Annotated in this window: 25 protein-coding genes; 9 read left to right on the forward strand and 16 right to left on the reverse strand. The window is 65.2% G+C overall.

Annotated features, from left to right (window positions below):
- Window positions 1-13 precede the first annotated feature (13 nt).
- Window positions 14-1189 carry a saccharopine dehydrogenase family protein gene (locus tag H8A95_RS11225; RefSeq protein WP_229183228.1) on the forward strand — a complete coding sequence of 392 codons (1176 nt, stop codon included), beginning with the start codon at window positions 14-16 and terminating at the stop codon, window positions 1187-1189.
- A gap of 124 nt (window positions 1190-1313) precedes the next feature.
- Here H8A95_RS11225 and H8A95_RS11230 read toward each other — a convergent pair whose 3' ends face one another.
- On the reverse strand, window positions 1314-2513 hold the full coding sequence (locus H8A95_RS11230; RefSeq protein WP_229183229.1) for an FAD-dependent oxidoreductase: 1200 nt from the start codon (window positions 2511-2513) through the stop codon (window positions 1314-1316).
- 147 nt (window positions 2514-2660) lie between these two features.
- Between H8A95_RS11230 and H8A95_RS11235 the strand changes: the two genes are divergently transcribed.
- Window positions 2661-3134, forward strand: a complete 474-nt coding sequence (locus H8A95_RS11235) for a MarR family transcriptional regulator (protein WP_420839374.1) — start codon at window positions 2661-2663, stop codon at window positions 3132-3134.
- On the opposite strand, the gene H8A95_RS11240 is transcribed toward H8A95_RS11235, so the two are convergent.
- The 4 genes from H8A95_RS11240 to H8A95_RS11255 all read right to left on the reverse strand — a co-directional run bounded on the left by H8A95_RS11240 (window position 3106) and on the right by H8A95_RS11255 (window position 7939).
- A complete protein-coding gene (locus tag H8A95_RS11240; protein ID WP_229183230.1) occupies window positions 3106-4374 on the reverse strand; it encodes an O-antigen ligase family protein in 1269 nt (422 codons plus the stop codon). The two genes, H8A95_RS11235 and H8A95_RS11240, sit on opposite strands and share 29 nt — an antisense overlap.
- Window positions 4375-4515: 141 nt before the next feature.
- Window positions 4516-6057 carry an undecaprenyl-phosphate glucose phosphotransferase gene (locus H8A95_RS11245; RefSeq protein ID WP_229183231.1) on the reverse strand — a complete coding sequence of 514 codons (1542 nt, stop codon included), beginning with the start codon at window positions 6055-6057 and terminating at the stop codon, window positions 4516-4518.
- A gap of 115 nt (window positions 6058-6172) precedes the next feature.
- Window positions 6173-7312 (reverse strand): glycosyltransferase family 4 protein, encoded by a 1140-nt coding sequence (locus H8A95_RS11250; protein ID WP_229183232.1) that lies wholly within the window; start codon window positions 7310-7312, stop codon window positions 6173-6175.
- A 3-nt stretch (window positions 7313-7315) separates the two neighbouring features.
- Window positions 7316-7939, reverse strand: coding sequence for a polysaccharide biosynthesis/export family protein (locus H8A95_RS11255; protein WP_229183233.1), 624 nt, complete (start codon window positions 7937-7939; stop codon window positions 7316-7318).
- Window positions 7940-8116: 177 nt separating this feature from the next.
- On the opposite strand from H8A95_RS11255, the gene H8A95_RS11260 reads away from it, so the two are divergent.
- Window positions 8117-10453: a GumC family protein gene (locus tag H8A95_RS11260; protein ID WP_229183234.1), complete on the forward strand. Its 2337-nt coding sequence runs from the start codon at window positions 8117-8119 to the stop codon at window positions 10451-10453.
- A 78-nt stretch (window positions 10454-10531) separates the two neighbouring features.
- Here H8A95_RS11260 and H8A95_RS11265 read toward each other — a convergent pair whose 3' ends face one another.
- Entirely contained in the window at window positions 10532-11869 is a 1338-nt protein-coding gene (locus H8A95_RS11265) for an MFS transporter (RefSeq protein ID WP_229183235.1), read from the reverse strand.
- Between the two features lie 234 nt (window positions 11870-12103).
- Here H8A95_RS11265 and H8A95_RS11270 point away from each other — a divergent pair, with 234 nt between their 5' ends.
- Window positions 12104-13042, forward strand: a complete 939-nt coding sequence (locus H8A95_RS11270; RefSeq protein WP_229183236.1) for a LysR family transcriptional regulator — start codon at window positions 12104-12106, stop codon at window positions 13040-13042.
- Window positions 13043-13060: 18 nt separating this feature from the next.
- On the opposite strand, the gene H8A95_RS11275 is transcribed toward H8A95_RS11270, so the two are convergent.
- Window positions 13061-14254, reverse strand: a complete 1194-nt coding sequence (locus tag H8A95_RS11275; RefSeq protein WP_229183237.1) for a GNAT family N-acetyltransferase — start codon at window positions 14252-14254, stop codon at window positions 13061-13063.
- 155 nt (window positions 14255-14409) lie between these two features.
- Here H8A95_RS11275 and H8A95_RS11280 point away from each other — a divergent pair, with 155 nt between their 5' ends.
- Window positions 14410-15474 carry a polysaccharide deacetylase family protein gene (locus tag H8A95_RS11280; protein ID WP_229183238.1) on the forward strand — a complete coding sequence of 355 codons (1065 nt, stop codon included), beginning with the start codon at window positions 14410-14412 and terminating at the stop codon, window positions 15472-15474.
- Between the two features lie 51 nt (window positions 15475-15525).
- Here H8A95_RS11280 and H8A95_RS11285 read toward each other — a convergent pair whose 3' ends face one another.
- Window positions 15526-15735 (reverse strand): DUF2842 domain-containing protein, encoded by a 210-nt coding sequence (locus H8A95_RS11285; protein ID WP_229183239.1) that lies wholly within the window; start codon window positions 15733-15735, stop codon window positions 15526-15528.
- Window positions 15736-15837: 102 nt separating this feature from the next.
- Here H8A95_RS11285 and H8A95_RS11290 point away from each other — a divergent pair, with 102 nt between their 5' ends.
- Entirely contained in the window at window positions 15838-16923 is a 1086-nt protein-coding gene (locus H8A95_RS11290; RefSeq protein WP_229183240.1) for a COX15/CtaA family protein, read from the forward strand.
- Between the two features lie 4 nt (window positions 16924-16927).
- Here the strand turns inward: H8A95_RS11290 and nadC are convergent, their stop codons facing one another.
- The 8 genes from nadC to H8A95_RS11330 all read right to left on the reverse strand — a co-directional run bounded on the left by nadC (window position 16928) and on the right by H8A95_RS11330 (window position 24837).
- The gene (nadC, locus tag H8A95_RS11295) at window positions 16928-17779 is read right to left on the reverse strand and encodes a carboxylating nicotinate-nucleotide diphosphorylase (RefSeq protein ID WP_229183241.1); all 852 of its coding nucleotides are present in this window, start codon (window positions 17777-17779) and stop codon (window positions 16928-16930) included.
- A complete protein-coding gene (locus H8A95_RS11300; RefSeq protein WP_229183242.1) occupies window positions 17776-19326 on the reverse strand; it encodes an L-aspartate oxidase in 1551 nt (516 codons plus the stop codon). Before H8A95_RS11300 ends, nadC begins: the two co-directional genes overlap by 4 nt.
- On the reverse strand, window positions 19323-20309 hold the full coding sequence (gene nadA, locus H8A95_RS11305) for a quinolinate synthase NadA (protein ID WP_229183243.1): 987 nt from the start codon (window positions 20307-20309) through the stop codon (window positions 19323-19325). The genes H8A95_RS11300 and nadA overlap by 4 nt, the downstream gene beginning before the upstream one ends.
- Window positions 20310-20363: 54 nt before the next feature.
- Window positions 20364-21323: an NUDIX hydrolase gene (locus tag H8A95_RS11310; RefSeq protein WP_229183244.1), complete on the reverse strand. Its 960-nt coding sequence runs from the start codon at window positions 21321-21323 to the stop codon at window positions 20364-20366.
- Between the two features lie 14 nt (window positions 21324-21337).
- Entirely contained in the window at window positions 21338-21742 is a 405-nt protein-coding gene (locus H8A95_RS11315) for a hypothetical protein (RefSeq protein ID WP_229183245.1), read from the reverse strand.
- Window positions 21743-21890: 148 nt separating this feature from the next.
- The gene (locus tag H8A95_RS11320) at window positions 21891-23171 is read right to left on the reverse strand and encodes an O-acetylhomoserine aminocarboxypropyltransferase (RefSeq protein WP_229183246.1); all 1281 of its coding nucleotides are present in this window, start codon (window positions 23169-23171) and stop codon (window positions 21891-21893) included.
- Between the two features lie 147 nt (window positions 23172-23318).
- Window positions 23319-23903, reverse strand: a complete 585-nt coding sequence (locus H8A95_RS11325) for a CoA-binding protein (RefSeq protein WP_050405660.1) — start codon at window positions 23901-23903, stop codon at window positions 23319-23321.
- Window positions 23904-24009: 106 nt separating this feature from the next.
- Complete coding sequence (locus H8A95_RS11330) at window positions 24010-24837, reverse strand: enoyl-CoA hydratase (RefSeq protein ID WP_229183247.1); 828 nt, start codon at window positions 24835-24837, stop codon at window positions 24010-24012.
- A 70-nt stretch (window positions 24838-24907) separates the two neighbouring features.
- On the opposite strand from H8A95_RS11330, the gene H8A95_RS11335 reads away from it, so the two are divergent.
- From H8A95_RS11335 to rpsI, 3 genes are all read left to right on the forward strand, one after another.
- Window positions 24908-25336, forward strand: a complete 429-nt coding sequence (locus H8A95_RS11335; RefSeq protein ID WP_097673498.1) for a PaaI family thioesterase — start codon at window positions 24908-24910, stop codon at window positions 25334-25336.
- Window positions 25337-25489: 153 nt separating this feature from the next.
- Complete coding sequence (rplM, locus tag H8A95_RS11340; RefSeq protein ID WP_229183248.1) at window positions 25490-25954, forward strand: 50S ribosomal protein L13; 465 nt, start codon at window positions 25490-25492, stop codon at window positions 25952-25954.
- Window positions 25954-26430, forward strand: a complete 477-nt coding sequence (rpsI, locus tag H8A95_RS11345; RefSeq protein ID WP_229183249.1) for a 30S ribosomal protein S9 — start codon at window positions 25954-25956, stop codon at window positions 26428-26430. Before rplM ends, rpsI begins: the two co-directional genes overlap by 1 nt.
- Window positions 26431-26613: the final 183 nt, after the last annotated feature.

The following is a 26613-nucleotide window of genomic DNA, read 5'->3' on the forward strand; positions in this document are numbered from 1 at the left end:
GGGAGCCTGATCCATGTCCTCGTCGAAACTCGATATCGTCGTCTATGGCGCGACCGGCTTCACCGGCCAACTGGTCGCCGAATATCTCGCGGCGAATTATCGCAACAGTAGCCTGAAATGGGCGATGGCCGGGCGCAGCAAGGACAAGCTCGCCTCGGTTTGCGATGCGATCGGTGCGCCTTCGGACACGCCGCTGATCGTTGCCGATGCCAGCGACGCCACATCGCTGAAGGCGATGCTGGCGCAGACCAAATCGGTGATCTCGACGGTCGGTCCGTATCAACTCTACGGCAATGAGCTGATCGCAGCCTGCGTGGAAAGCGGCACCGACTATTTCGATCTCTGCGGCGAGCCGGTCTGGATGCGGCAGATGATCGACAAGCACGAGGCGGCGGCAATGGCCAGCGGCGCGCGCATCGTGTTCTCCTGCGGCTTCGACTCGGTGCCGTTCGAGCTAGGCGCATTCTTCGTGCAGGAAGAGGCCAAGCGCGTGTTCGGCGCGCCGGCCGCGCGCGTCAAAGGCCGCGTGCGCGACATGCGCGGCACGCTGTCCGGCGGCACCGCGGCGAGCGCCAAGGCGACGTTCGATGCGGTCGCCAAGGACCTCAGCCTGGTCGCGATCCTCAACAATCCGTTCGCGCTGACGCCGGGCTTCGAGGGCCCGAAGCAGCCGCGCGGCAGCAAGCCGGCTTACGAGGAGGATCTGCACTCCTGGACCGCGCCGTTCATGATGGCGCTGATCAACACGCGCAACGTCCACCGCTCCAACATGCTGATGGGCTTTCCCTACGGACAGGACTTCGTCTACGACGAGATGGTCCTGACCGGGCCCGGCGAGAAGGGCGAGGCCAATGCCAAGAAGGTGATGGCGCTGAATTCCGAGAAGACCGGGCCGAGCGCGCCGAAGCCGGGCGAGGGCCCGTCAAAGGAAGAGCGTGAGAACGGCCGCTACGATCTGCTCTATCTCGCGGTGGCGCCCGACGGCCGCATGGTCCGCGCCGGCATCAAGGGCGATCGCGATCCCGGCTACGGCTCGACCTCGAAGATGATCTCGGAATGCGCGATCTGCCTGTTGCGCGACACGCCCGATGTCGCACCGGGCTTCTGGACCCCGGGAGCCGCGATGCAGGGCAAGCTGATCAAGCGCCTGGTCGATCACGCCGGACTGACCTTCGAGGTCGAGAAGTAGTTGTCCTCGATGTCATCGCCCGGCACTCGACCGGGCGATCCAGTACTCCGCGGCTTCTCCGCTCAAGCACAAACGTCTCTGGAATACTGGATGCCCCGCTTTCGCGAGGGCATGACAGTCGTGGCTACGCCGCCGCGCGCGGATTGTACGCGTACATGAAGTCCATGCCCTTCGACGACACCGGCAGGATCAGCTTCAGCATGTGATCGCGAAGCCAGGCGCCGGTGGGGCTGAACTCGCGCTTGCTGTTGCCGTTGCGGCGGGCGATCGCCACGATCTTCTCGGCGCGCGGGCGCCGCTCGTGCTCGAAGGCCTGGAACGTCATGCCCAGCTCCTGGCCGTCGCGCATCAGCGTGCCGAGCCGCAGGGCGTCCTCGAGCGCGAGCGACGCGCCCTGACCGGCATGCGGGCTGGTGGCGTGCGCGGCGTCGCCGATCAAGAGCGTGCGCTTGCGCGACCAGGTCGGCAGCGTCGCAACGTCGAGCGTGTCGGTCACCACGATGTCCTCTGCGGCCGCGATGATATCGGGGATCGGCGCATGCCAGCCGGCGTGGAAATCGCGCAGATGCTGCCTGATCGCGCCCTGGCTCTGCAACCGGTAGGCGGCCGCGGTCATGCCGTGCGAAGGCTGCGTGCTCCACCACATCGCGCCCGTCTCCGGATCGGGGCTGCACATCCCGTAACCGAAGAAGCCGCTCTGCCCGAACGTCGTTTCGATCTTTTGGCCGATCCGCAGGTGCTCGATCACGGCGCGCGGCACGAAGCCGCCGAAGCCGATCAGCCCGGTATCGAACGGCGTCGGGCCGTCCGGGATCACGTGCCGCCGCACCGCCGAATGCACGCCGTCGGCGCCGATCACGAAATCGCCCTCGGCGGTGGTGCCGTCGTTGAAATAGGCGATGACGGGCTGGTCGCCGCGGTCCTCGATCCTGACCAGCTTCTTATCGAAGAACACCGAGACGTTTGAGGCCCAGGCCTTGTCGATCAGCGTCTCGTTGAGGGTTGCGCGGCACATGTTCACCGCGGGCTGGCCGAAGCGCTGCTGCATGTTCTGATTGAGCGAGCCGAGCTTCTTGCCGTTCTGCGAATAGAAGTCGAAGGACTCCGCGATCGAGCCGTTGCGGATCAGTTCGTCGGCAAGGCCGAGCTCTGCCAGCACATGCATGCCGTTGGGCGCGATCTGCAGGCCGCCGCCGATCCCGGTGGAGTAGGGCCAGGCCTCATAGAGCTCGGCCTCGATGCCGGCGCGGGTCAGGAACATCGCGGTCACCGGACCGGCGATCCCGGCCCCGATGATGAGTGCCTTGCGGGGACGTCTGGTCATCATGTCTTGCTCCATGCATCCTTGTCGGCTAGGAAGGGTTAGCGGCTAATTATCTTAGTTGCTAAGATATTTATCTTCTGAGGTAAGAGGTCGCACTTGTCAAGCGCCAAATCGCGCGATGCGCTGATGCAGGAACTCGAGGAGGCCATGCGGCGATCCTCGGCGCAGGGCGTGATGTATGGCCAAGCCGTTGCAAACATGGCCGGAATTTCCAATTCCGACATGGAGTGCATGGACATCCTCCACCTTGAAGGCCGCGTCACCGCAGGAAGGCTCGCCGAAGTCACCGGGCTGACCACCGGTGCGATCACCGGCGTGGTCGATCGCCTGGAGAAGGCCGGCTACGTGCGACGCGAGCGGGACGAGAGTGATCGCCGCAAGGTCTTCATCTCGGTGGTGGAGGAAAAGGCGATGGAAATCGGCAAGTTCTACGTGCCGATGCAGGAGGCGATGCTCAAGCTCTGGAGCAGCTACACCGACGACGAGCTGCGCCTGCTGCTGCGCTTCGCCAATGACGGCTACAAGGGCGTCTTGCAGGCGACCGAAGCATTGAAGGCGGTGATCGAGATGCCGCCGGAACAGCGCGCCGATCTCAAGATGCCGCCGAAGTCTCGTCGATGATTTCGGTCGATCTCGCGCGGTAGTGCTCGGCCGCCGCGTACATGCCCCACATCGTGCCCAGCATCATCCAGAAATGCCGCCAATGGTCGGTGTCGATGATGAAGCTCTCGCCGACGAAGCCGAGGAATGCCGAGAACACCGCGAGATATCCGCGCTGCCACGGCACCCGCGTGTACACGTAGCGGAAGCCGATGATCCCGGTGACGAACACCAGCGCCGGATAGCAGACTCCCGAGATCCAGCCGCCCGACATGAACGCATTGAGATAGGAGTTGTGGGTGTCCTCGGGGAAGTAGGTGTGGAATTGCAGCGGCCCGATGCCGAACGGCAATTCCAGCGCCATCTGGGCGCCGAGGATATGGCGGCCGAACCGGCCGAAGCGGCCTTCGTCATAGCTCTGGTCGAAGCTTGCGCGCTGCTTGAACATGTCGGCGACCGAGCCGATCGAGAGCAGCACCGCAATCAGCGCAACAGCCAGGACCGCCGCGATCAGCGTCATCACGATGATGCGCGAGCGCTGCGCCTGCGAGCGGCTGGTGAACACCATCAGCGCCAGCATGAAGGCTGCGGTGATCAAGAGGCCACCCCAGGCGGCGCGGGAGAACGACAGCAGGATCGCAAGCGAGATGATGCCGAAGGCGATGGCGTTGCGAAACGCCTTGCCGAAGCGGTCGGAGACGACGCTCTGTAGCGTGAACAGCGCCGGCAGGATCAGGAACGCGCCGAGCACGTTGGGATCCTTGAAAGTGCCGCGCGCGCGATCATACAGCGTCAGCAGATCGTACCCGCCGGGCACCAGGTGGAAATAGCCGGCGATGCCCGCGAGCGAAGCGATCATCGCGCCGACGATCAGGCCGCGGCGCAGCATGTCGAGGCGGGCTTCGGTGTCCTCCGACATCACCATGGCGAAGAAGATGACGGTGACGGCCATGTACCAGGAGGTGAGGACCCAGTTCACCACCTCCGGCTTGTCGAGGAACGGCACCGCGCCGATGCTGTAGCCGACATTGAGCACGATCAGCGTGAACAGCAGCGGCATGAACACCAGCTGCATGCGCAGGCCCGTGGCGAAGAACAGCACGCAGGCGGTCAGCGTGACGAGTTCATACGGGCTCGGTTCGATGAATACGATGGCCATCGACGCGCCGGCCAGCCACACCAGCGCCCGCTGCAACGCCAGCACGCCTGACGGCGCCGATGGCAGCGATTGGGACGTCCCGGCTGTCGCCGCATAGGCCATCGGATACTCACGCAACGCGGTACAAAACACTCGATTGCTTCGTCATTGCGAGGAGCGAAGCGACGAAGCAATCCACCTATCCCCGAGCCGCAGCATGGATTGCATCGCTGCGCTCGCAATGACGGCAGTTGGTCTCAGATCTCAGTACGCGTTCTCGTTCTTTGTAATCAGCGAGAACGGGGTCTTGAGCAGAATGTAGAGGTCGAACAGCACCGACCAGTTCTCGATGTAATGGAGGTCGTATTCGACGCGCTTCTGGATCTTCTCGTCAGTGTCGACCTCGCCGCGCCAGCCGTTGATCTGCGCCCAGCCGGTGATCCCTGGCTTGACGCGGTGGCGCGCAAAGTAACCGTCGACGGCCTCGTCGAACAGGCGGTTCTCCAGCTTGCTCTGCACGGCGTGCGGGCGCGGGCCGACCAGCGAGAGATTGCCCTTCAGCACGACGTTGAACAGCTGCGGCAATTCGTCGAGCGAGGTCTTGCGGATGAAGCGGCCGACGCGGGTGACGCGCGGATCGTTCTTGGTCACCACCTTGGAGGCGGTGGGATCGGCCTGGTGGTGGTAGAGCGAGCGGAATTTGTAGACGTCGATGCGCTCATTGTTGAAGCCGAAGCGCTTCTGTCGGAACAGCACCGGGCCGGGGCTGTCGAGCTTCACCGCGAGCGCCACCAGTCCCAAGACCGGCAGCGCCGCAAGCAAGGCCAGGCCGCCGACGACGCGGTCGAACAGCCATTTCAGCACCAGATCCCAGTCGGTGATCGGCGCCTCGAAGACATCAAGCGTCGGCACCTTGCCGACATAGGAATAGGAGCGGGGGCGGAAGCGCAGCTTGTTGGTATGGGCCGACAGGCGGATGTCGACCGGCAGCACCCAGAGCTTCTTCAGCATCTCCAGGATGCGGGTCTCCGCCGAGATCGGCAGCGCGAACAGCACGAGGTCGACGCGGGTGCGGCGGGCGAACTCGACGATGTCGTCGACCTTGCCGAGCTTGGGCGAGCCCGCGCAGGTATCCATGGCACGGCCGTCATTGCGGTCGTCGAACACGCCGAGCATGTGGATGTCGGAATCATCGTCGGCGTTCAACGCCTCGATCAGCTTCTCGCCGTTCTGGTCGGCGCCGACGATGATGGTGCGGCGATCGAGCCGGCCGTCATGCGCCCAGGCGCGTACCATCGAGCGCAGCGCCAGCCGTTCGGCGATCAAGACCGCAAGGCCGACGCAGAAGAACGACGACAGCCAGACCCGCGAGACCTCTCCGCCGAGCTTGACCAGGAAGGAGACCCCGATGAACAGCAGGAACACGAAGGCCCACGACGAGATCATCCGCGGCATCTGGCGGAGCTGGCCGCGGAATATCTGCACCTGGTAGATGTCGGCCGCCTGGAAGCAGACCACGGCCGCAGCCGACATGCCGAGGATCGACGCGATGTATCCCCAATGGATGTCGCCGGCGAGCGGCCTGACATAGGCGAAATAGAGCCCGACGCCGACCAGGCTGAGCAGCACGAAATCGGCGAGGCGAACCACGCCGGCGATCACGACCGGCGAGTAGGCGCCGCGAACTTTTTGATTGGTAACGGCGAGCGCGGCCGGCGACAGGCGGCGGCGGCGTTCGACCTGCGGCCGAGCGGCCGTCGCAGACGCAGCGGCATCCAGCATCGAGCGTGCGTTAAACGGTTCCACGAGTCCACGTCCATTCCTGCGCTTGCAGATGGGCATCCGCGCGCAGCAGCGAAATTCCCCGGGACGTGACTTAAGGGGACAAATCGGAAGAAACGGTTACGTGCGCAAGAAATGGTTAACGTTTGGCAAATGCGTCGCGATAGCCGGCCAGCACGCCCTCGACCATTGCGTTCTGCGAGAAATGTTCGGAGATCCGCTCGCGCAGTCGTTCGGCGCGCGCCGCGGTCGCAGTGGGGTTGTCGAGCGCGGCCTTGATCGCATCGGCCATCGCGGCCGCATTGCTCGGCGCGAACAGGGCGTCGGTGTGGGTGTCGAAGATCTCCGGGATGCCGCCGACATTGGCGGCGATCATCGGAACACCGGCCGCTCCCGCCTCGATCACCACATAAGGCATCGAATCGCCGCGGGAGGGAACCACCAGCACGCTGCCCTTGGAGAAGCCGAAGCGCGCCTTGACGTGGCCGATGAAGCGGACGGCATCGCCGAGCGACAGCCGCTTCACCTGCTCCTTGAGGCGCTCGAATTCCTCGCCGTCGCCGCCGAGCGTCAGCGTCACCGGCTTGCCCTCGGCGCGCAGCTTGGCGACCGCGTCGATCAGGAGGTCGGCGCCCTTGATGCGCCGGAACTCGCCGACATAGGCCACGTCGGAGGCGTCGTCGGCCTTGGGGACCGGTTCGAATTCTTCTGAGGTTACGCCGTTGAAGACGCAGCGCACGAGGCCGGCAGGCTTGCCCACGGTGCGCTGATAGGTGTCGCGGGCGAACGCGCTCTCAAACAGGAACAGGTCGGTGCTGTTCATCAGCGTGCGCTCGAGCTGGCTGTAGAAGCGGCCCTTCCAGGTGTCGAGCGGGTAGTGCAGCGAGCCGCCATGCGGCGTGTAGACCCGGATCACCTTGTTGGACCGCCGCCGCAGCCGGACATAGGCGCCGGCCTTGGCGCCATGGCCGTGCACGACATCGGGCTTCAGCTTGCGGATCAGGCCGGCGATATGGGCCCAGACCATGAAGTCGGCGAAGCGCGGCTCGCGGCGTATGGCCACCCGGTGGACGCCGAGATTGAGGCGCGGTTCTATCTCGGCCAGCACCGCGTCGGCGCGGGTACCGCCGGTCAGGCTGTCGGCGACGATGCCGACATGGTGACCGCGCTCGATCTGGCCGTTGGCGACGTCGAGGATGTGACGAATGATGCCGCCGACCGGGGCACGGACGACGTGCAGGATCCGAAGCGGTTGTTGCTGGTTTTGATCCTGCGCCATCGATCAGAACCAGCGTTCGCCGACGAACACGGTGTCGCCGGGTCCGATCGGCGTGCCCAGGGGAGCGACGAAGCGGCCCGCGCCCGATGCATCGGTGTGGGTGAGGGTGACCTCGTCGCGCCGGGCGCGCGGCGAGAAGCCGCCGGCGATTGCCACCGCGCTCTCGACCGTCATGTTGGGCACGTAGGGATATTGGCCGGGCGCTGCGACTTCGCCGAGGATGAAGAACGGCCGATAGGACTCGATCTCGACCGCGACCGACGGCTCACGGATGAAGCCGTTGCGCAGTCGCGCGGTGATCTCGGCAGCGAGCCCGGCCGGCGTCCGGCCGCGCGCCGGCACCGAGCCGATCAGCGGCATGGTGATCGCGCCGGCGGCGTCGATCGCATAGGAGTTGGTCAGCCCTTCCTGACCGTAGACCACGACGCGAAGCTTGTCGCCGGGCCCGAGATTGTAGGCCGCGCGCGGCGCAGGTTCGGCATAGGCCACGGGCGCAGCAAAGGAGGGCTGCCCATAGGCCATCGAATCGAGGACCGGGTCGCCGGCGACCGGCGACGTCCGTCCCATGCAGCCCGACAGCGCGAGCGCAGCAATCAGACAAACAAGGGGAGCGCGCAGATCGCGCATGTGAAGAATCCCGCGAAAATACTGGCCCCGATTAACGGCGCTCATGGTTAACAAAGGGTGACGGGTCGGGTGGTGGCGGCCATGTCCGTCAACCCCGCCGATTAACCCAGCAGCAACCTTAATGGACTGTAATCGCCCGCATTGAGGTGGAATCGCGGCGTCCGCGGGAGTTCGGTTATGCGTTTTGCATTTTGGCGTAGAGGCGAGGAAAAGGTCGTCGCGCAACGGGCGTTGCCGAAGTCTGCGCCCGCTGCCGACGAGGCTGTTGCCAAGCCGGCTTCGCCGAGACCGGTTTCCGACAAGCCCGCGCGTCCAGCCGAGGCGGCTGATCTTGATTTGCATGTGCTCGGCCGCGCGTTGGCGCGCAAACGCGGCTGGATCATCGTTCCGACCGTACTGGTGTTCGCGTTGTCGCTTGCTGCGGTCAATGTCGTGACGCCGCGCTACAAGTCGGAAGCGCGCATCCTGATCGACAATCGCGAAAACGCCTTCCTGCGCCCGAATGGCGAGCGCGACCTGGAGCGCACCTCGCTCGACGCCGAGGCCGTGACGAGCCAGGTGCAGCTTTTGCTGTCGCGCGATCTCGCTCGCGACATCATCAAGAAGAACAAGCTCGCCGAGCGTCCGGAGTTCGATCCGGTGTTGCGTGGCTTCTCCCCGCTGAAGTCGCTGCTGGCGCTGTTCGGCATCGGCCGCGATCCGTTCAGCCTGACGCCGGAAGAGCGGGTGCTGGATTCTTATTACGAGCGCTTCCAGGCCTTCGCGGTCGACAAGTCGCGCGTCATGGTGATCGAATTCCAGTCCGAGGATCCCGAGCTTGCGGCGCGCGTCGCCAACTCGATTGCCGACGGCTATCTGGTGTTGCAGCAGGGGGCGCGGCAGGATCAGGCCAAATCCGCCAGCGCCTGGCTGCTCGGCGAGATCGACAAGCTGCGCGGCAAGGTCGCGGACGCCGATTCGCGGGTCGAGGAGTTCCGCTCGAAGTCGAGCCTGTTCGTCGGCACCAACAACATCCCGCTGTCGAACCAGCAGATGGGCGAGCTGAACACCCAGCTCAACAACGCCCGCGCGCTGAAGGCGGACGCCGAGACCAAGGCGCGGCTGATCCGCGAGATGCTTCAGGGCGGCAAGTCGATCGAGGCCTCGGAAGTGCTCAATTCCGAGCTGATCCGCCGGCTCGCCGAACAGCGCGGCACGCTGCGTGCGCAGCTTGCCGAGCAGTCGTCGACCTTGCTCGACAACCATCCGCGCATCAAGGAATTGAAGGCGCAGATTTCCGACCTCGACCGGCAATTGCGCGAGGAGGCCGGCAAGATTTCACGCTCGCTGGACAACGATGCCCGCGTCGCCGACGGCCGCGTCCAGGCGCTGCAGGCGAGCCTCGACCAGTCGAAGAAGCAGGCATCGTCGAGCAACAGCCAGGACGTGCAGCTGCGCGGATTCGAGCGTGAAGCCAAGGCGCAGCGCGATCTGTTGGAAGCCTATCTCGCCAAGTATCGCGAGGCGACCGCACGCGAGAACATCGAGGCCGCGCCGACCGACGGCCGCATCATCTCGCGCGCCACGGTCTCGAACACGCCGGCCTATCCGAAGAAGCTGCCGATCGTGCTGATCGCCACGCTGGCAACGCTGTTGCTGTCAGCCGGCATCGTCATCACCGGCGAGTTGCTCCGGATCTCCGCGCCCGGTGCGGTTGGCCGTGCCTTCGCGCCGGCGGCTGCCGTGATCCGGCGCCGCGAGCCGGTCATGGAGGCCGCAACGGTGGACGAGCCGGCGCCGGCGCTGCCGCCTGAACCCGCGCTCGCATCGCCGGTTGCAGCCAGGCGGGCACCGGAGCCTGAACTGCCGCTGGAGCCTGCAATTGTGCATGAACCTGCCGTCAGCGAGCCGCAGCCCGCGCCGGCCCAGACTGTCGACGAGATCGGTGAACTCGCCGAGCGGCTCGTCGCTGAGGGGCCCGCCGCCCATAAGGTCACAGTGCTCGGCCCGGCCGCCGGTGAGAGCGTCACGACGACCGCGCTGACGCTGGCCCGCCTGATGGCGCGCCAGGCCAAGGTCGTGGTGGTCGATCTCGTCGCGTCCTCGCCGGTGTTGGCGGCGGCCACCGTCGATTCCGCAGCGCCCGGCCTTGCCGAGCTGATGCAGGGCGAGGCGACGTTCGCGCAGATCATCACCAAGGATCGGCAGTCGCGTGTCCAGATCGTCAGTGCCGGTCGTCCGGGCTTCGATCGCAGCCATCTGCAATCGCCGCGGCTGGTGCTTGCGATCGACGCGCTGCTGCGGGTTTACGATCACGTTCTGCTCGATGCCGGTTCGGCGGTCGATCTGCCGGCCGAGTTGCTGACGGCAAAGGCGCAGGCCGTCGTTGTGCCCGACGCCGCCATGGCGCAGGATGCACGCCGCTCGATGGTCGATCAGCTCAGGGCCGTCGGCTTCTCCGAGGTGACGATGCTGAGCAAGCCCTGCGCGCCGTCGGAAACGGTCGTGACGGGCCCGCGGGTGGTGGCGGCCTGAACAAGACCTCCAAAGCGCGATGAGTCGTCATCGCGCTGCCCTTCGAAAATCGGCGTCACCCGTTTTCCAAATGGCGCTTCAGTGCGCCATCATCGGCTCGCGCATGGATCGCTCCAGGACCGGATCGATCCGCAGCCGGATCGTGACGAGCGCGCCGATCAATCCGACGACCGCGAGCAGCAGCAGGCCGGCGGTGAATCCACCGGTCAAGTCCTTCAGATATCCCATGGCGAACGGGCCGGCGAAGCCTGACAGATTGCCGAGCGAGTTGATCGCGGCAATGCCTGCCGCGGCCGAAGCGCCGTTCAGGATGCTGGCCGGCATCGGCCAGAACATCGGTGGCACCGCCGAAACGCCGATCTGGGCGATGCAGAGCAGGCCGACGATCAGCACCGGACTGGAGACCAGCCCGGCAAGGCCGATGCCGACGGCAGCAAGCGTCAATGCGCCGGCGACATGGTAGCGCCGCTCGCCGGTCTTGTCGGAATGGCGGCCGAGCAGCACCATGCCGACCGCGCCGAACACGAAGGGTAGGGCGGCGATGAAGCCGGTCTGGGTGTCGGTGACGCCAAACGCCTTGATGATGGTCGGCAGGAAGAACGCGACGCCGTAGCTCGCTGCATTGAGGCAGAAGTACACCAGCGCGCAGGCGAGCACCCGCGAGTCGGTGAGCGATTGCATCACCGAGATGTGCTCCACGGCTTCCTTCTTCTGCCGCTCGATCTCAAGGGTGTTCTGCACCCACTTGATCTCGTCGGGCTGCAGCCAGCTCGCCTGGCGCGGGAAGTCGGGCAGCATCGCCAGGACGGCGAAGCCGACCAGCACCGACGGCAGCGCTTCGCAGATGAACAGCCACTGCCACCCGGTGAGACCGCCTCCCGACAGGTTGAGCAGCAGTCCCGAGATCGGCGCCCCGATGATGCTCGAGATCGGGATCGCGAGCATGAACAGGCTGATGACGCGGGCGCGATAGATCGTCGGGAACCAGAGCGTCAGATAAAAGATGATGCCGGGGAAGAACCCGGCCTCGCAAGCACCGAGCAGCAGGCGAAGGAAGTAGAAGATCCACTCGCTCGAGAGGCCGCTCGCCGCGGACATCTGCGGGATGAAGGCGAATGCCGCCGAGACGATGCCCCAGCTGATCATGATGCGGGCGATCCAGCGTCGCGCGCCAAATCGTTCCAGAAGGATGTTGGAGGGCACCTCGAAGAAGAAGTAGCCGACGAAGAACAGGCCTGCGCCGAGCCCGTAGGCGGCTTCGCTGAGGCCAAGCGCGGTGTTCATGTGCAGCTTCGCGAAGCCGACATTGACGCGATCGAGATAGGCCACGAAGTAACAGAGGATGAGGAAGGGGATCAGCCGCCGCATCATCTTTCCGATTGCGCGCTTCTCGACATCGTCGCTCATCGTTCCCATCCCTTCTGGTTTTCAATTCGGCGCACGGTCACCGCGCTGTCCGGGGTGGCACATTGTACACCCGCAGCGGTCCGTCGCGTTGCCCTTGCAAGTCTGCTTGCAATCCTCGCATTCATTGTTGTGTAATCGACGGTCGCGTGACTAATGGCATTTGGGAATGGAGCCATGGCGAAACCGTCATGATGCACCGCGGCATAACCGCGGGAACCTTGCCGGGCAGGATGGTGGCGGGCGGTGATCAACAATCTGAAATTACGCCAGTTGCGCCTGCTGGTCGCGCTCGACACCGAGCGCAAGCTGCAACTGGCTGCCGAGCGCTTGAACATCACCCAGTCGGCAGCATCGAAGATGCTGGCCGAGATCGAGGCGGTGGCGCGGGTTCCGTTGTTCGAGCGAACGGCGCGCGGCGTTGAGCCGACGGCCTATGGTTCGATTCTGATCCGTGGCGGCAGGAGCGTGCTGGCGGACCTTGACCGGGTCACCAATGAGTTTGCTGGTTACAGGTCCGGCGAGCTCGGTACGGTATCGGTCGGAACGGTCGCCAAGCCCAGCATCGACCTTGTCGTCGACGTCATGCAGTATCTCGGCGAGAAGCTGCACCGGGTGAACATTTCGCTCGATGTCAGCACCAGCAAGCCGTTGATCGCGCGTCTGCTCGCGCTCGAGCTTGACTTCGTCGTTGCGCGCATTCCAGCCGGCGTCGATCCCGGGCAGTTCGACTATCACGAGATCGGCGCCGAGCAGGCCGGCTTGCTGGTTCGCGCCGAGCATCCGCTGGCCGCGCTCGACAGCGTCAATCTGGAAGATGCGGTCGACCTGCAATGGATCTCCCAGCCGAGGGAATCCTTCATGCGCCAGGCGCTCGAGCGGCTGTTCTACAGCCGGGGCATCGCGCCGCCCCAGCGCATGATCAACACCGAGTCCTTCTCCGCGTCGATCGGAATTGCCGCAGGGATCGATGCGATCGTGCCGGTGCCCTTGCTGATCTTCGATCTGCTCGATCCGCAGCGCTTCAAGATGCTGCGGATCCGCGACCAGCTGATGCTCGAGAGTTACGGGCTGATCAAGCTTCGCAAACGCGCGCTGTCGCCGGCCGCGATGCTGGTGTTCGATGCGATGATGCGGCTCGGCGTCGAGAGCAGCCGGCCGGCGGCTGACGGGCAGTCCGCGTGACGCTGTCCGCAGTCGTGCTCAGCGGAACATGCTGCGCAGGTTCTGCGCGATCTCGAACAGCGCAGGATTGTGCTTCACGGCGCGCTTGGCGCGGCTGATGGCTGACAGTGCGCCGGCCGCCGCCTTTCCGCGCAGGCTGAGCGGAATGAAGCTGTCGACGATCGCTTCGTCGTCCTTGCAGAACAGCCGCTTGTACTCGTCCGAGCCGATGCCGAGATCGAAAGCGCGGTAGTTCTGGCCGGCATGGCGATCGATGATGTCGCGCATCAGGATCAGGCCGGGGCTGAACTTGGAATTGGCCGACATCGTGTAGGTGTTGAACATCATCGAGAACCGATGACCGTCGGAGACGCCGGCGAAGATCGCAATCACTTCCTCGTCGCACTCCAGTGCGTGGATGTCGATCGCGTAGCCCTTGCCGTCGGCGCGCGGTGCGAGGCAGGCGCTGCGAATGAACTGCTCGACGCCCGGCTCGGCGAACACGTCAGGCAGCTTCTGCTCGGCCATGCGCTGCGGCTTGACGCGGAAGAACCAGTCGAGCAGGCGGCAGACATCGGCGCTCTCGCTCGCGACGTGATAGCGATAGCCGGGCAGCGGCTGCAGCTTGCGCTCCTTGCCCTTGAGGCGGCGGCGAAACGAATTGCTTATCAGTGCCGCAGGTTCAGCGCCGGGCTCGATCTGCAACAGCGGGCAGTCGTTGACCGAAGGCTGGTGCGGCAGCAAGGCGAGCGGATTGGGCAAGTCCTGCCAGCGCAACGGTTGCTGACACAGCACGAGCGCATCGACGCGGGAGCGGTCGGTGATCGAGCTGATCAAGGCGGTGACGTCGGCTTCGGTTGCGTTGGCGGCGAAATCCTTGTCGCACAGCGCCATGTTGAAGGTTGCATGCTTGCCGCCCATGAAGCTCGCGCAGTTCGCGCCCAGACGGGACTCGGCGGCGAGCGGCAACAGCAGCAGCGGCCGGCGTTCGCTGTCATGCGCGACGACGATGAAAGGCCGCAGGCCTTCGCGTTCGCCGACCTGGCGCTGCCAATTGGCAAGAAAATCGAAGCGCTGATAGGGTGTGTAGCTGTGTTGCGATGTCTCGAGACTGCGCCAGATCGCCTCGGCCGCAGCGAGATCATGAATGATGTCGACGCCTGCAACGCGGATTGCGTTCGGCCACGTTCGCGTCCCCACCGTCTGGCCTTCGATTGCCGCCGCCATGGTCATCTCGGAACCTAAATTTTTTAAGGTAATAATATACAGTTCTCGGCTGGGGCCGACCTTCGCAGGGAAATGTCAACAAAGAGTAAGAACAATGGCCCAACCGTGGGCTTGGCGGCGTATCGGAACTGCCCGACAGGGCAAGGGCGGGTAGAGGGATCTTGGCGCCGGACAACGGGATTTTGCGACGGGCCCGGATGGAGCTCGCCTATTTCAGCGGCGCTTTCAGGCTGCGGGAACGCGAGGTCGGGGGCGCCGGGGTCATCCTACGCTTTGCGCGCGTCCGCCCCGCGCGTCGAGGACGGTTCCAGCCGCTGAAGTCGCAGGAGATCACGCCGGCATTGCTCGATCGCACGATCCGCGCTCTGAAGCGCTGGCAGTACGACATCGTCGGGATCGACGAGGCCTGCCGCCGGGCGGTGACCATGCCGGAGCGCCGGCGCTTTGCCTGCCTGACCTTCGACGGCGCCACCAAGGACATCGTCACCCATGCCTATCCCGTGCTCGTCAGGCACGGCGTTCCCTTCACCCTTTACCTGCCGACGGCGTTTCCCGACGGCGTTGGCGTGGCGTGGTGGCTGGCACTGGAAGATATCATCGCGCGCGAAAGCCGTATCAACCTGGTGATCGACGGCCGGGACCGGCACTTCGTGGTCTCAAGCCTGTCGGACAAATACGAGCTGTTCGACTTCCTGTCCGGCTGGCTGCGCAAGCTGCCGCCGTCGGAGCTGTCCTATGCGGTGAACGATCTCGGCCGGCGCTATTCGGTCGATGCAGCGCAATTGTCACGCAGCGCCTCGTTCGACTGGGCGGATCTGGCGAAACTCGCCGCCGATCCGAACGTGACGTTCGGCTGCGCCACGGTGAATTATCCGGCACTGTCGAGCCTGAAGGCTGCCGCTGCGCTGCGCGAGATGGCGATGGGAAAGGCGGTCGCCGAGAGTGCGCTCCGGCGGCCGATCAAGCATTTCGCGTATCCTTTCGGGGACCGCGACGCGTTCGCTCGTCCGGATGTGGTGATGGCGGAGGAGACCGGCTTTGCCAGCGCAGTGTCGACCATCTCCGGCGTCGTCGAGGCGCAGGGGCGCACCAACCTTCACGCCCTGCCGCGCATCGCATGGGACGGCCGTGTGCGCTCTTTACGGATCATGCGCGTGCTGCTCTCGGGCGTGATGTTCGCGCGGGTTCGGCCGACGCGGAGCGCGAGCATCCAGAGCGGAATCTAAGTTGGGCATGATCTTTTCGGAAAACCGCTTCGCACTTTTCCGGATCAGGCCTTAGGCGCGGTCGGGCCGCGACATCCAGGATACGATCGGCATCGCCGGCAGCACCCAGCCGAGGCCGGCGACGACGTAGAAGATCGCTTGCAGCAGCCCCGAACTGGCGAGCCATGGGGTCTGGGCGACCGTCATGCCGAGCAGCGACCACACCACCACCAGGATGAGCAGGAAGATGGTTCCGAGCAGTTTGCGGGTGCGTATGGCCATGGCGGATATCTGCAACTCGTGATCCCAAGCGTTTCGGCGGCGCTTGCGCCGCGGGCGCGCCGGACTATAAGGGGCCCGAAAATCCAATCAAGTCAGGGCGAAATGGCCGGTATTTCCGCAAAGACATCGCAGCTCCGCGCCGTCAGAGTTTGGCTATTGGCGGTCGCCGGCCTGATCGCATTGATGGTGCTGGTCGGCGGCGCCACGCGGCTCACCGAGTCCGGTCTGTCGATCGTCGAATGGAAGCCGGTGACCGGTGCGCTGCCGCCGCTGACTGAGACGCAGTGGACCCAGGCGTTCGAGGGCTATCAGAAGATTCCGCAATATCGCGAGCTCAATGCCGGAATGACGCTCGCGCAGTTCAAGACGATCTTCTGGTGGGAATGGAGCCACCGGCTGCTCGGCCGCGTGATCGGCGCCGCCTATCTGCTGCCGTTCCTGTATTTCCTGTGGCGTGGCGCGGTGAGCGGCGAGCTCGGCCGCCGGCTTTGGATGATCTTCGGCCTCGGTGCGCTGCAGGGCGGCGTCGGCTGGTGGATGGTGGCGTCCGGCCTCTCGGAGCGCGTCGAGGTGTCGCAGTATCGACTGGCGACGCACCTGGTGCTGGCGTTGTTGATCTTTGCGGCGATCGTCTGGACGCTGCGGCGGCTGACCGACCGCTCGGCCGTGGTCGCGCCCGTCAGGCTGAAGATTACAAGCGTGGTGTTGCTGGTGCTGACTTTCGTGCAGCTCTATTTCGGCGCGCTGGTCGCGGGGCTTCGTGCAGGCAGGGTCTACAACACCTGGCCCGAGATCGATGGCGGCTTCATTCCGTCGGCTGACCGGTTGTGGTTCGAGACGCCGTGGTGGCGCAACCTGTTCGACAACACGCTGACGGTGCAGTTCGAGCATCGCATGACCGCCTATCTGCTGTTCGCGCTGGCGATCGCGCATGCGATCGATGCCGTGCGTTCGCGCGCCGGCGGCGCTGTCATCGCGGGCGCCTGGTGGCTGGTCGCCGCGATCACGCTGCAGGCGACGCTCGGCATCCTGACGCTGCTGCACCAGGTGCCGATCGATCTGGCGCTGACCCACCAGGCGGTCGCCATCGTGGTGCTGACGCTCGCGGTGCTGCAGGCCGAGCGCTTCGCGGCGCGCCGGACCGAGCGGGACCAGCCGACCCTCGTTCCGGCCGGCCAGTCCGTTTGATCGATCAGGACAGATAGTCGAGCCCGATATCTAGCGCGGCCGAGCTGTGGGTCACCCAGCCGACCGAGATCAGGTCGACGCCGGTGGCGGCAATCGCCGCCGCCGTCGCAGCCGTGATGCGGCCCGAGGCTTCGGTGAGCGCCTTGCCGCGCGCCATCGCCACTGCCTGAGTGAGCTGCTCGGTCGTCATGTTGTCGAGCAGCACCGCGTCGACGCCGAGCGCCAGCGCCACTTCGAGCTGCGCCAGCGTGTCGACCTCGACCTCGATCTTGACGAGATGACCGGCATTGGCCTTGGCGCGTTCGACCGCGGGGCGGATGCCGCCGGCTAGCGCGATGTGGTTGTCCTTGATCAGCACCGCGTCGTCGAGCCCGAAGCGATGATTGCCGCCGCCGCCGGCGCGGACCGCGTATTTCTCCAGCGCACGAAGCCCTGGCGTGGTCTTGCGGGTACAGACGATCTGCGCCCGGGTGCCCGCGACGGCCTTGGCCAGCGTGGCAGTTGCGGTCGCGACGCCGCTCAGATGGCAGAGGAAGTTGAGCGCGGTTCGTTCCGCGGTGAGCAGGCTGCGCGCCGGACCGTCGATGATCGCGATGACCTGGTCGGGTTCGACCGCGCTGCCGTCGGGCCGCTCGGCGCGCAGCTCGATCGCCGGAGACACTGTCTGGAAGGCAGACCGTGCGACGTCGAGCCCGGCGATCACGCCGGGCTGCCGGGCGCGCATCACCAGCCGGGCCTGCTGGCTGGCCGGGACGATTGCATCGGCCGTGATATCGCCGGCGCGACCGAGATCCTCGCGCAAGGCGGTCAGCACGATCGGCTCATACAGCAGCGGCAGCAGGGGATTGAGGGTCATGAGAGGGCACTCCTGGCGAATGTCTTGGATTCAACGATGTCGCGTGCGGCGGCGAGCGCCTCGGCGCGGGTGAGGGACGACGGGGATGCCGACAAGGCGGTGTGCGGGAAGTCGATGCGGAAATGGCCGCCGCGGCTTTCCTCGCGCCTGATTGCGGCAACCGCGATCATCAAGCCGACCAGCGCAGCGTCGGATGCGGCGCTGGGGCTGCGCGCGAGCGGATAGAGGCTGCGGATCGCGCGTGCGATGCCGTCGCGGTCACGCAGCACGCTGAGCCCGTGGGTGAGGATCGGCCGCACGGCGGACGGATCGGACGCCTGTGGCATCGTGTCATCGCGCAGCATCGCGCGCGGGCCTGCGCTCACGCCTTCGATGCTCTCGGCGACCCATCGCGCGCAGACGATCGCTTCCATCAGCGAGTTGCTGGCGAGCCGGTTGGCGCCGTGCAGCCCGGTGCGCGCGGCTTCGCCGCAGGCCCACAGGCCCTGCACTGTGCTGCGGCCAAAGCCGTCAACCGCGATGCCGCCCATGTGGTAATGAACCGCCGGCCGGATCGGGATCGGGGCATGGGCGGGATCGATGCCGGCCATCTTGCAGAACGCGCTGATCACGGGATAGCGCTGCGCGAAATCCGCGCCCGGATGTTGGCGCGCGTCGAGGAAGGTGCGATGGCCTGCGGCACGGTGGCGCCAGACGGCGCGCGCGACGATGTCGCGTGGCGCAAGCTCGGCGCCGGGTTGATCGGCCATGAAGCGCCGGCCGGTCTCGTCGATCAGCACCGCGCCGTCGCCGCGGATCGCCTCGGTCAACAGCGGCATCGGCCGCGACGGTCCGTCGAAGGCGGTCGGATGAAACTGGACGAATTCGATGTCCGATAGCCTTGCGCCGGCATGCGCGGCGAGCGCGAGCCCCTGGCCGAAACACCCACCCGGATTGGTGCTGTCGGCGAACAGCCCGCCGATGCCGCCGGTCGCGATCACGACGCGGTTGGTCGCGATCGTGAGCGGACCGCGGTCGCTCGCTGCAAGCACGCCCCTGACTGCATTGTCCTCGACCAGCAGGCGGCGCGCCTCGACAACTTCCAGCAGCGTGATCGACGGCGTCCGGCGCACCGCGGCGATCAGCGCGCGCATGATCTCGCGGCCGGTGCCGTCGCCGGTGGCGTGCACGATGCGGTTGCGGCCATGCGCGGCCTCGAGCCCAAGTCGCCAGCTACCGTCGGCGCGGCGGTCGAAGGCAACGCCGAGCTCGGCGAGATGCTCCACGGCCGCAGGCGCGGCGTGGACGATCCGCGATGCCGCTGCCGCATCGCAAAGGCCGGCACCGGCCGCGAGCGTATCGGCGAGATGGAGGGCAGGGGTGTCATCCGCGCCGACAGGCGCGGCGAGGCCGCCTTGCGCCCACATGCTGGAGGCTTCCGCGCCGAGCGGCGATTTCGACAGCAGCACGACCAGCTCGGGCGCGAGTTGCAGCGCGGTCATCAGTCCCGCGGCGCCGCCGCCGATGATCACCGGGCGGCCGTTGAGATCGGAAACGTCGGTACTCATATTGCCAGCATCCTTTCGACGCTCTTGCGCGCGCGATCGGCGATCGCAGGATCGATTGTGACCTCGTGCTGGTTGGTCTCCAGCGCGTGGCGGATGTTCTTCAGCGTGATCCGCTTCATGTGCGGACAGAGATTGCAGGGGCGAACGAAGTCGACATCCGGGTTTCGCGCCGCGATGTTGTCGCTCATCGAGCATTCCGTCAGCAGCACGACGCGCGGCGGGCGTTTGGTCTCGACGAACGACTGCATCGCGGCCGTCGATCCCGCAAAGTCAGCTTCAGCGACCACCTCGGGCGGGCATTCCGGATGTGCCAGCACGGTGACGTCAGGGTAGTTTTCGCGCAGCTGGCGCACGTCATCGGCGGTGAACAGCTCATGCACCTCGCAATGGCCCTTCCAGGCGATGATCTTCTTGCTGGTTTGCTTGGCGATGTTCTGCGCCAGATATTCATCCGGCAGCATGATGACGCGCTCGGCGTCGAGCGAGTCCACGACCTTGAGCGCATTGCCCGAGGTGCAGCAGATATCGGACTCCGCCTTCACCGCCGTCGACGTGTTGACGTAGGCGACCACAGGCGCGTCCGGATAGCGTGCCCGCATCAGCCGCACATCTTCAGCCGTAATGGAATCCGCCAGCGAGCAGCCGGCCTTCGTGTCGGGGATCAGCACGGTCTTGGCCGGATTGAGCAGCTTGGCCGTCTCTGCCATGAAGTGCACGCCCGCGAGCACGATGATTTCGGCGTCGACCTTGGTCGCTTCGCGCGCGAGCAAGAGGCTGTCGCCGACGATATCGGCGACGCCGTGGAAGATCTCCGGCGTCTGGTAGTTGTGCGCCAGCACCACCGCATTGCGGCGGCGCTTCAGCGCGAGGATCGCATCGACGTCCTCGGCAAACGTGGCCCATTCGAACGGCAGGATGACGCGTTTGACGCGCTCATAGAGCGGCGCGGTGCGGGTGAGAACATCGGTATCGAGCAAGGCCATTTATACTCTCCTTGAGCATAAGATGGCTTATACTTATCCTGAGCATAAGGCGTGTCAAGTGCGCGAAAGCGGCAGCTTGGTGCCGGCGACGGCCCGTTCCGCCAGCACGGCATGGCGGAAGCGGAACAGCTTGGCCGGCCGTCCGACGGTATCGGCGGCCATTGCGCCAGTCTCTTCAACGAGTTCCTGCTGCTCGATGAGCCGGCGGAAGTTCTGCTTGTGGACCAGCCGGCCTGCGAGTGCTTCAACACTGCGTTGCAGTTGCAGCAGGGTGAACTCGGCCGGCATCAACTCGAATACCACCGGGCGATATTTGATTTTGGCACGCAGCCGCGCGATCCCGGTCGCGAGGATGCGGCGATGATCCGCCGTCATCGGCTTGCCGGGTACGACCGGTGCGTCACGGCCATGCGCGCGGCCGGCTTCCGGGATCAGCGAGGCCTCCCAGAGCAGCTCGTAGCGCTGCAACACCAGTTCTTCGTTCCAGTCGCGATCATCGAGACCAAAGGTGATCGCGCAGCGCTGCCAGCGCTCGCGCTGCAGCGTTGGCGACGACGCAGCCTTTGCCCATGCCTTCAGCTGCGGCGCGATGATCTTGGCGAGGCAAGCCGGCGCGCCGGCGCGATGATCCTCCCAGGGGAAGTAGTCGTACCAGCCCGACCAATGCGCCTCGAAACCTTCGCCGACCTTGTCTTCGCGAGTCAGGCCGAGATAGCTGATCGAGACGCTATGCGGGCTCTTGGCATCGCCGGAGCGGCCGCGGTCGGCAAACGTGTAGAGCTGTTCGACGTAGCCGAGCGGGTGGCCGGTCTGCGCCTCGACCCAGGCCCGCAGCGCGGTCTGCAGCGAGCGGTGGGTGAACTCGAACGGACCGCTCGGCAACGCGGAGCCGCCGGCGATGGTCACGATCTTCGGCGTGCCGTCGGTGACCGCGACCAGCACCGCGACGAGGTCGGCGGTGACCGCATTGCCCGAGGCCGGTGCGCTGGCTTTCTTCTGCGGCGATCTGGCCACGCGTTCGTCCCGGGCTAGCAGTAGCCGTAGACGCCGCAGGCGTAGGGCAGGCGGTCCCAATAGGTCACGTAGGCGCCGCCGTAATAGGGACCGAGATAGTCGTAGGAATGCCAGTTGCCGTAGTAGCCGGGCAGGGACGACGATCCCGGCAGCAGCGGTTCGCCGCGCACGAACGGAATGACCGGCTCTGAATTGAGCGGGATCACCGTGGGCTCGACCACCACGAGCTGGCGTCCGCGCCGTACATAGGTCGGCCCGGTGATGGTGGTGCGGTAGGCGTAGTGCCGGCGCGGCAGGCCGGCCGGCAATTGGCGCGCGGCCTTGACGGTTGGGCTCTTGGCGACGACAGGGCCGTCGGCGGCGTCAGCAGGCGATATCGCAGACAGCGCGATCGCGAGCGGCAATATCCAGCGCAGCATCCTTGGTCTCCCGAATCATCCGGAGCCTATCACTGCCACTTTATGCCGGATTGAGCGTTAACGAGAGACCCGTCGGTATTAAGCGTTAACGAGGCCGTCGGGCGAATGCCGGAGCGATGCCGTGCATCGCCCCGGAACACCTACGGGATCAGGCGCGCAGGGCCTGGTCAAGGTCCGCGATCAGGTCTTCCTTGTCCTCGATGCCGATCGACAGCCGCACCACCTCTGGCGCCGCGCCCGACTTCACCTTGGCGGCGTCGTCGAGCTGGCTGTGGGTGGTGGAGGCCGGGTGGATCACCAGCGAGCGGGTGTCGCCGACATTGGCGAGATGCGAGAACAGCTTCAGGTTCGACACCAGATTGACGCCCGCGTCGTAGCCGCCCTTGAGACTGAAGGTGAACACCGCGCCGGCGCCCTTCGGGGCGTACTTGCGCTGCAGCGCGTTGTACCTGTCGCCAGGCAGGCCAGCATAGTTCACCGCCGACACGGCCGGATGGGTGGAAAGGAATTCCGCCACCGCCTTGGCGTTGTCGCAGTGCTTCTGCATGCGCAGCGGCAGCGTCTCGATGCCGGTCAGGATCATGAAGGCGTTGAACGGCGACAGCGCGGGGCCGAGGTCGCGCAGGCCGAGCACGCGGCAGGCGATCGCGAAGGCGAAATTGCCGAAGGTCTCCTGGATCCGGATGCCGTGATATTCCGGGCGCGGCTCGCTCAGCATCGGATATTTGTTGTCCTTCGACCAGTCGAAGGTGCCGGCGTCGACGATGATGCCGCCGAGCGAGTTGCCGTGGCCGCCGAGGAACTTGGTCAGGGAGTGCACGACGATGTCGGCACCGTGGTCGATCGGCTGGATCAGATAGGGCGAGGCCAGCGTGTTGTCGACGATCAGCGGCACGCCGGCCTTGCGCGCAACCGCGGCGATCGCCTCGATGTCGGTGATGCTGCCGGCGGGGTTGGCGATCGACTCGATGAAGATCGCCTTGGTGTGCGGCGTCACCGCGCGCTCAAAGCTTTCGATCTCGTCGGGATCGGCCCAGACCACGTTCCAGCCGAACGCCTTGAAGGCGTGGGTGAACTGGTTGATCGAGCCGCCATAGAGCTTGCGCGCGGCAATGATCTCGTCGCCGGGCTTCAGCAGCTGTTGCAGCACGACGAGCTGCGCGGCGTGGCCGGAGGCGACGGCGAGCGCCGCGGTGCCACCCTCGAGGGCTGCAACGCGCTCCTCGAGCACGGCGTTGGTCGGGTTGCCGATGCGGGTATAGATGTTGCCGAATGCCTGCAGGCCGAACAGCGAGGCCGCGTGGTCGGCGTCGTTGAAGACGAATGACGTGGTCTGGTAGATCGGCGTCGCCCGCGCGCCGGTGGTGGGATCAGGCTGTGCGCCGGCGTGCACGGCGAGGGTGGAAAATCCCGGAAGGCGATCGGTCATTCTTTGCGTCCTGTTGTGGCCTGGTCGAAATGCGCGGCATGCTGATGGTGGCGGCGACCGCCGTCAAGCGAGTTCGGGACGCCGCCATTTCCTGGAAAGGCATCCTACGCCATACCGGATCAGTGGAAGGATTATTCCGCCGCGACGTCAGGTCGTCTCGGTCTTGTTTTTCGCCGCGCGGTCGGATGCCGCAGTCTGGCCGCCGCCGAAACTCGTGCGGTTGAGTGACAGCCGCATGCCCTGTGTCGGGATCGGTGCACGCTTGGAGCTCAGCGTGCGCGAGTTGACGCCCATCCAGGAGATTTCCGACGACAGCCGGCCATACTCGATCTTCGGGCAGCGGTTCATCACCACCTTCAGCCCCGCGGCCTCGGCCTTCTCGGCCGCGGCATCGTCGCGCGCGCCGAGCTGCATCCAGATCACCTTCGGCAGCGGCGACAATTTCAGCGCCTCCTCGACGACAGGCATGATGTGGCTCGAGTTGCGGAAGATGTCGATCATGTCGATCGGGCGATCGATGTCCGCAAGCGACGCGACGAACGGCTTGCCCATCAGCGCCTTGCCGACATGGCCGGGGTTGACCGGGATCATGTCGTAGCCGCGCTGCGCGAGGTATTTGAATGCGAAATAGCTCGGCCGCACATTGACCGGCGAGGCGCCAACCATCGCGATCGATTTGACGTTGTTCAGGATGCTGCGGATGTAGTTGTCGTCGTAGGCGTCGTGATTCATCAGTCGTCTTTTTCAGTTGCGTCATTGCGAGGAGCGAAGCGACGAAGCAATCCATACTTCCTTGTGGCGCGATGGATTGCTTCGCTTCGCTCGCAATGACGGGAATTTACTTGTCTTGCCACTTCGGATCGCGCTTCTCGATGAAGGCGCCGATGCCTTCCTCGGCGTCGCGCGCCATCATGTTCTCGGTCATCACCTCGGCGGCGAAACGATAAGCGTCCGCAAGGCTCATCTCGGCCTGACGATAGAACGCCTCCTTGCCGAGCCTGACCGTGTAGGCCGATTTCAGTGCGACCTTCTCGGCCAGCGCGATCGCGGCGTCGCGTTCGGTGCCTGCGGACACCACGCGGTTGACGAGGCCGATGCTCTGCGCCGTTGCTGCGGAGACCGGCTCACCGGTCAGCAGCATTTCCATCGCCTGCTTGCGCGGCACGTTGCGCGACAGCGCCACCATCGGTGTCGAGCAGAACAGCCCGATATCGACGCCCGGCGTCGCAAATGCCGCGGCCTCGGAGGCGACCGCAAGGTCGCAGCTTGCGACGAGCTGGCAGCCGGCCGCGGTCGCGATGCCCTGGACGGATGCGACCACCGGCTTCGGCAGATGCACGATGGCCTGCATCATTGCGCTGCACGCGTTCATGATCTCAGCGAAATAGGCGCGGCCGCGGTCGGCGTCGGTGCGGCGCGCGGTAAGCTCCTTGAGGTCGTGGCCGGCGCAGAAGGCCGGGCCATTGGCGGCAAGCACCACGGCGCGGATGCTCTTGTCACCGCTTATGTCGATCAGCGCAGCATGCAACGCCCCGATCAGGCCTTCGGAGAGGCTGTTCCGCGCCGCGGGGCGGTTGAGCGTCAGTAACGCGATACTGCCGACGGTCTCGCGCAGCAGGATCGGCTGATGTTGCGGCGCTTCCGCGCGGGCGGCTTGGGCGGACATGGTGAAATTCCACTTTGGTCTCTGTGACAACTTAATGTAACAGGCAGACTGAAGCGAGGGCAGGGACCGCATGGCGATTGCGAAAATGAGTGTGGCTGACCTGGAGGAGTTCCTGCGCAAGGAGTTTCCGCAGGCATTCACCCACGACGACATCAGGATCGAAAGCGCCGACGGCGAGACGGCGCTGCTGCGCCAGCGCTTCAGCGAACGGATGCTGCGGCCGGGCGGCACGGTGTCCGGGCCGACCCTGATGGGGCTGGCGGATTTCGCGATGTATGTGGTGCTGCTGTCGGCAATCGGGCCGATCGGCCTCGCCGTCACCACCAACCTCAACATCAATTTCCTGCGCAAGGGCCAGCCGGGCCAGGACGTGCTCGCGGTCGCCAAGCTGCTCAAGCTCGGCAAGCGGCTCGCGGTCGGCGAGGTGAACCTGCTGTCCGGCACCTCGCCCGATCCAATCGCCCATGTCACGGCGACCTATTCCATTCCGAATCAATAGTCTTTTTCGCGGTATTATTACACCATATTTTTAAGTCATTGTTTTTGTTAGTGCAATTATCGCGTATCGACGTTGACGTGCGGTCGGGGCTTCTCTAGAAAGCCACGCAGTTCGGCGCATACGGCGCCGATTTCTTTTTCACGGATTTCACACATGAGCACGTTCTCGGCCAAGCCCGCCGAAGTGACGAAGAAGTGGGTTGTGATCGACGCCAAGGGTCTGGTCGTCGGTCGTCTCGCCACGCTCGTCGCGATGCGCCTGCGCGGCAAACACCTGCCCACCTACACGCCGCATGTCGATTGCGGTGACAACGTCATCATCGTCAACGCCGCGCATGTGGTGCTGACCGGTCGCAAACGCGACCAGAAGGTCTACTACAAGCACACCGGCTTCATCGGTGGCATCAAGGAGCGCACCGCGAAGCAGATCCTCGAGGGTCGCTTCCCCGAGCGCGTCGTCGAGAAGGCGATCGAGCGCATGATCCCGCGGGGTCCGCTCGGCCGCATGCAGATGGGCAACCTCCGCGTCTATCCGGGTGCCGATCATCCGCATGAAGCCCAGAGCCCCGAGAAGGTCGATATCGCTTCCCTGAATCGCAAGAACACGAGGGCCGCATAATGTCCGATACGTTGCAGTCCCTCGACCAGCTTTCGCAGGTCAAGCCGGCCACTCCTGACGCGCCGAAGTACGTCAAGAAGGTCGACAAGTTCAACCGCGCTTACGCCACCGGCAAACGCAAGGACGCGGTCGCCCGCGTCTGGGTCAAGCCCGGCTCGGGCAAGATCTCGGTCAACACCCGCGAGTTCGAAGTCTATTTCGCTCGCCCGGTGCTGCGCATGATGATCCAGCAGCCGCTGGTCGCTGCCGCCCGTAACGGCCAGTATGACGTGATCTGCACCGTCGCCGGCGGCGGTCTCTCCGGCCAGGCCGGTGCTGTCAGACACGGTATCTCGAAGGCTCTGACGAATTTCGAGCCCGAGCTGCGCAGCGTCCTCAAGAAGGGCGGCTTCCTGACCCGCGACTCCCGCACGGTCGAGCGCAAGAAGTACGGCAAGGCCAAGGCCCGCAAGTCCTTCCAGTTCTCGAAGCGCTAATTCGAGTCCTAAAATTCGCGGCAATTGTCGCGTGCATCGAGTTGCAGAGGGCGCCGCGAGGCGCCCTTTTTGCTGTGCCCAAATCGGGCGTGCTTCGACGCGAATTAGCGCAGTTTTCATGAAAACTTGCGTGTGCGTGCAAACGAAATTGGAACTCGGGCCTTCTAGCTTGCGGTCTCGCAC

Source organism: Bradyrhizobium oropedii (assembly GCF_020889685.1).
In the GTDB taxonomy this organism is placed as follows: domain Bacteria; phylum Pseudomonadota; class Alphaproteobacteria; order Rhizobiales; family Xanthobacteraceae; genus Bradyrhizobium; species Bradyrhizobium oropedii.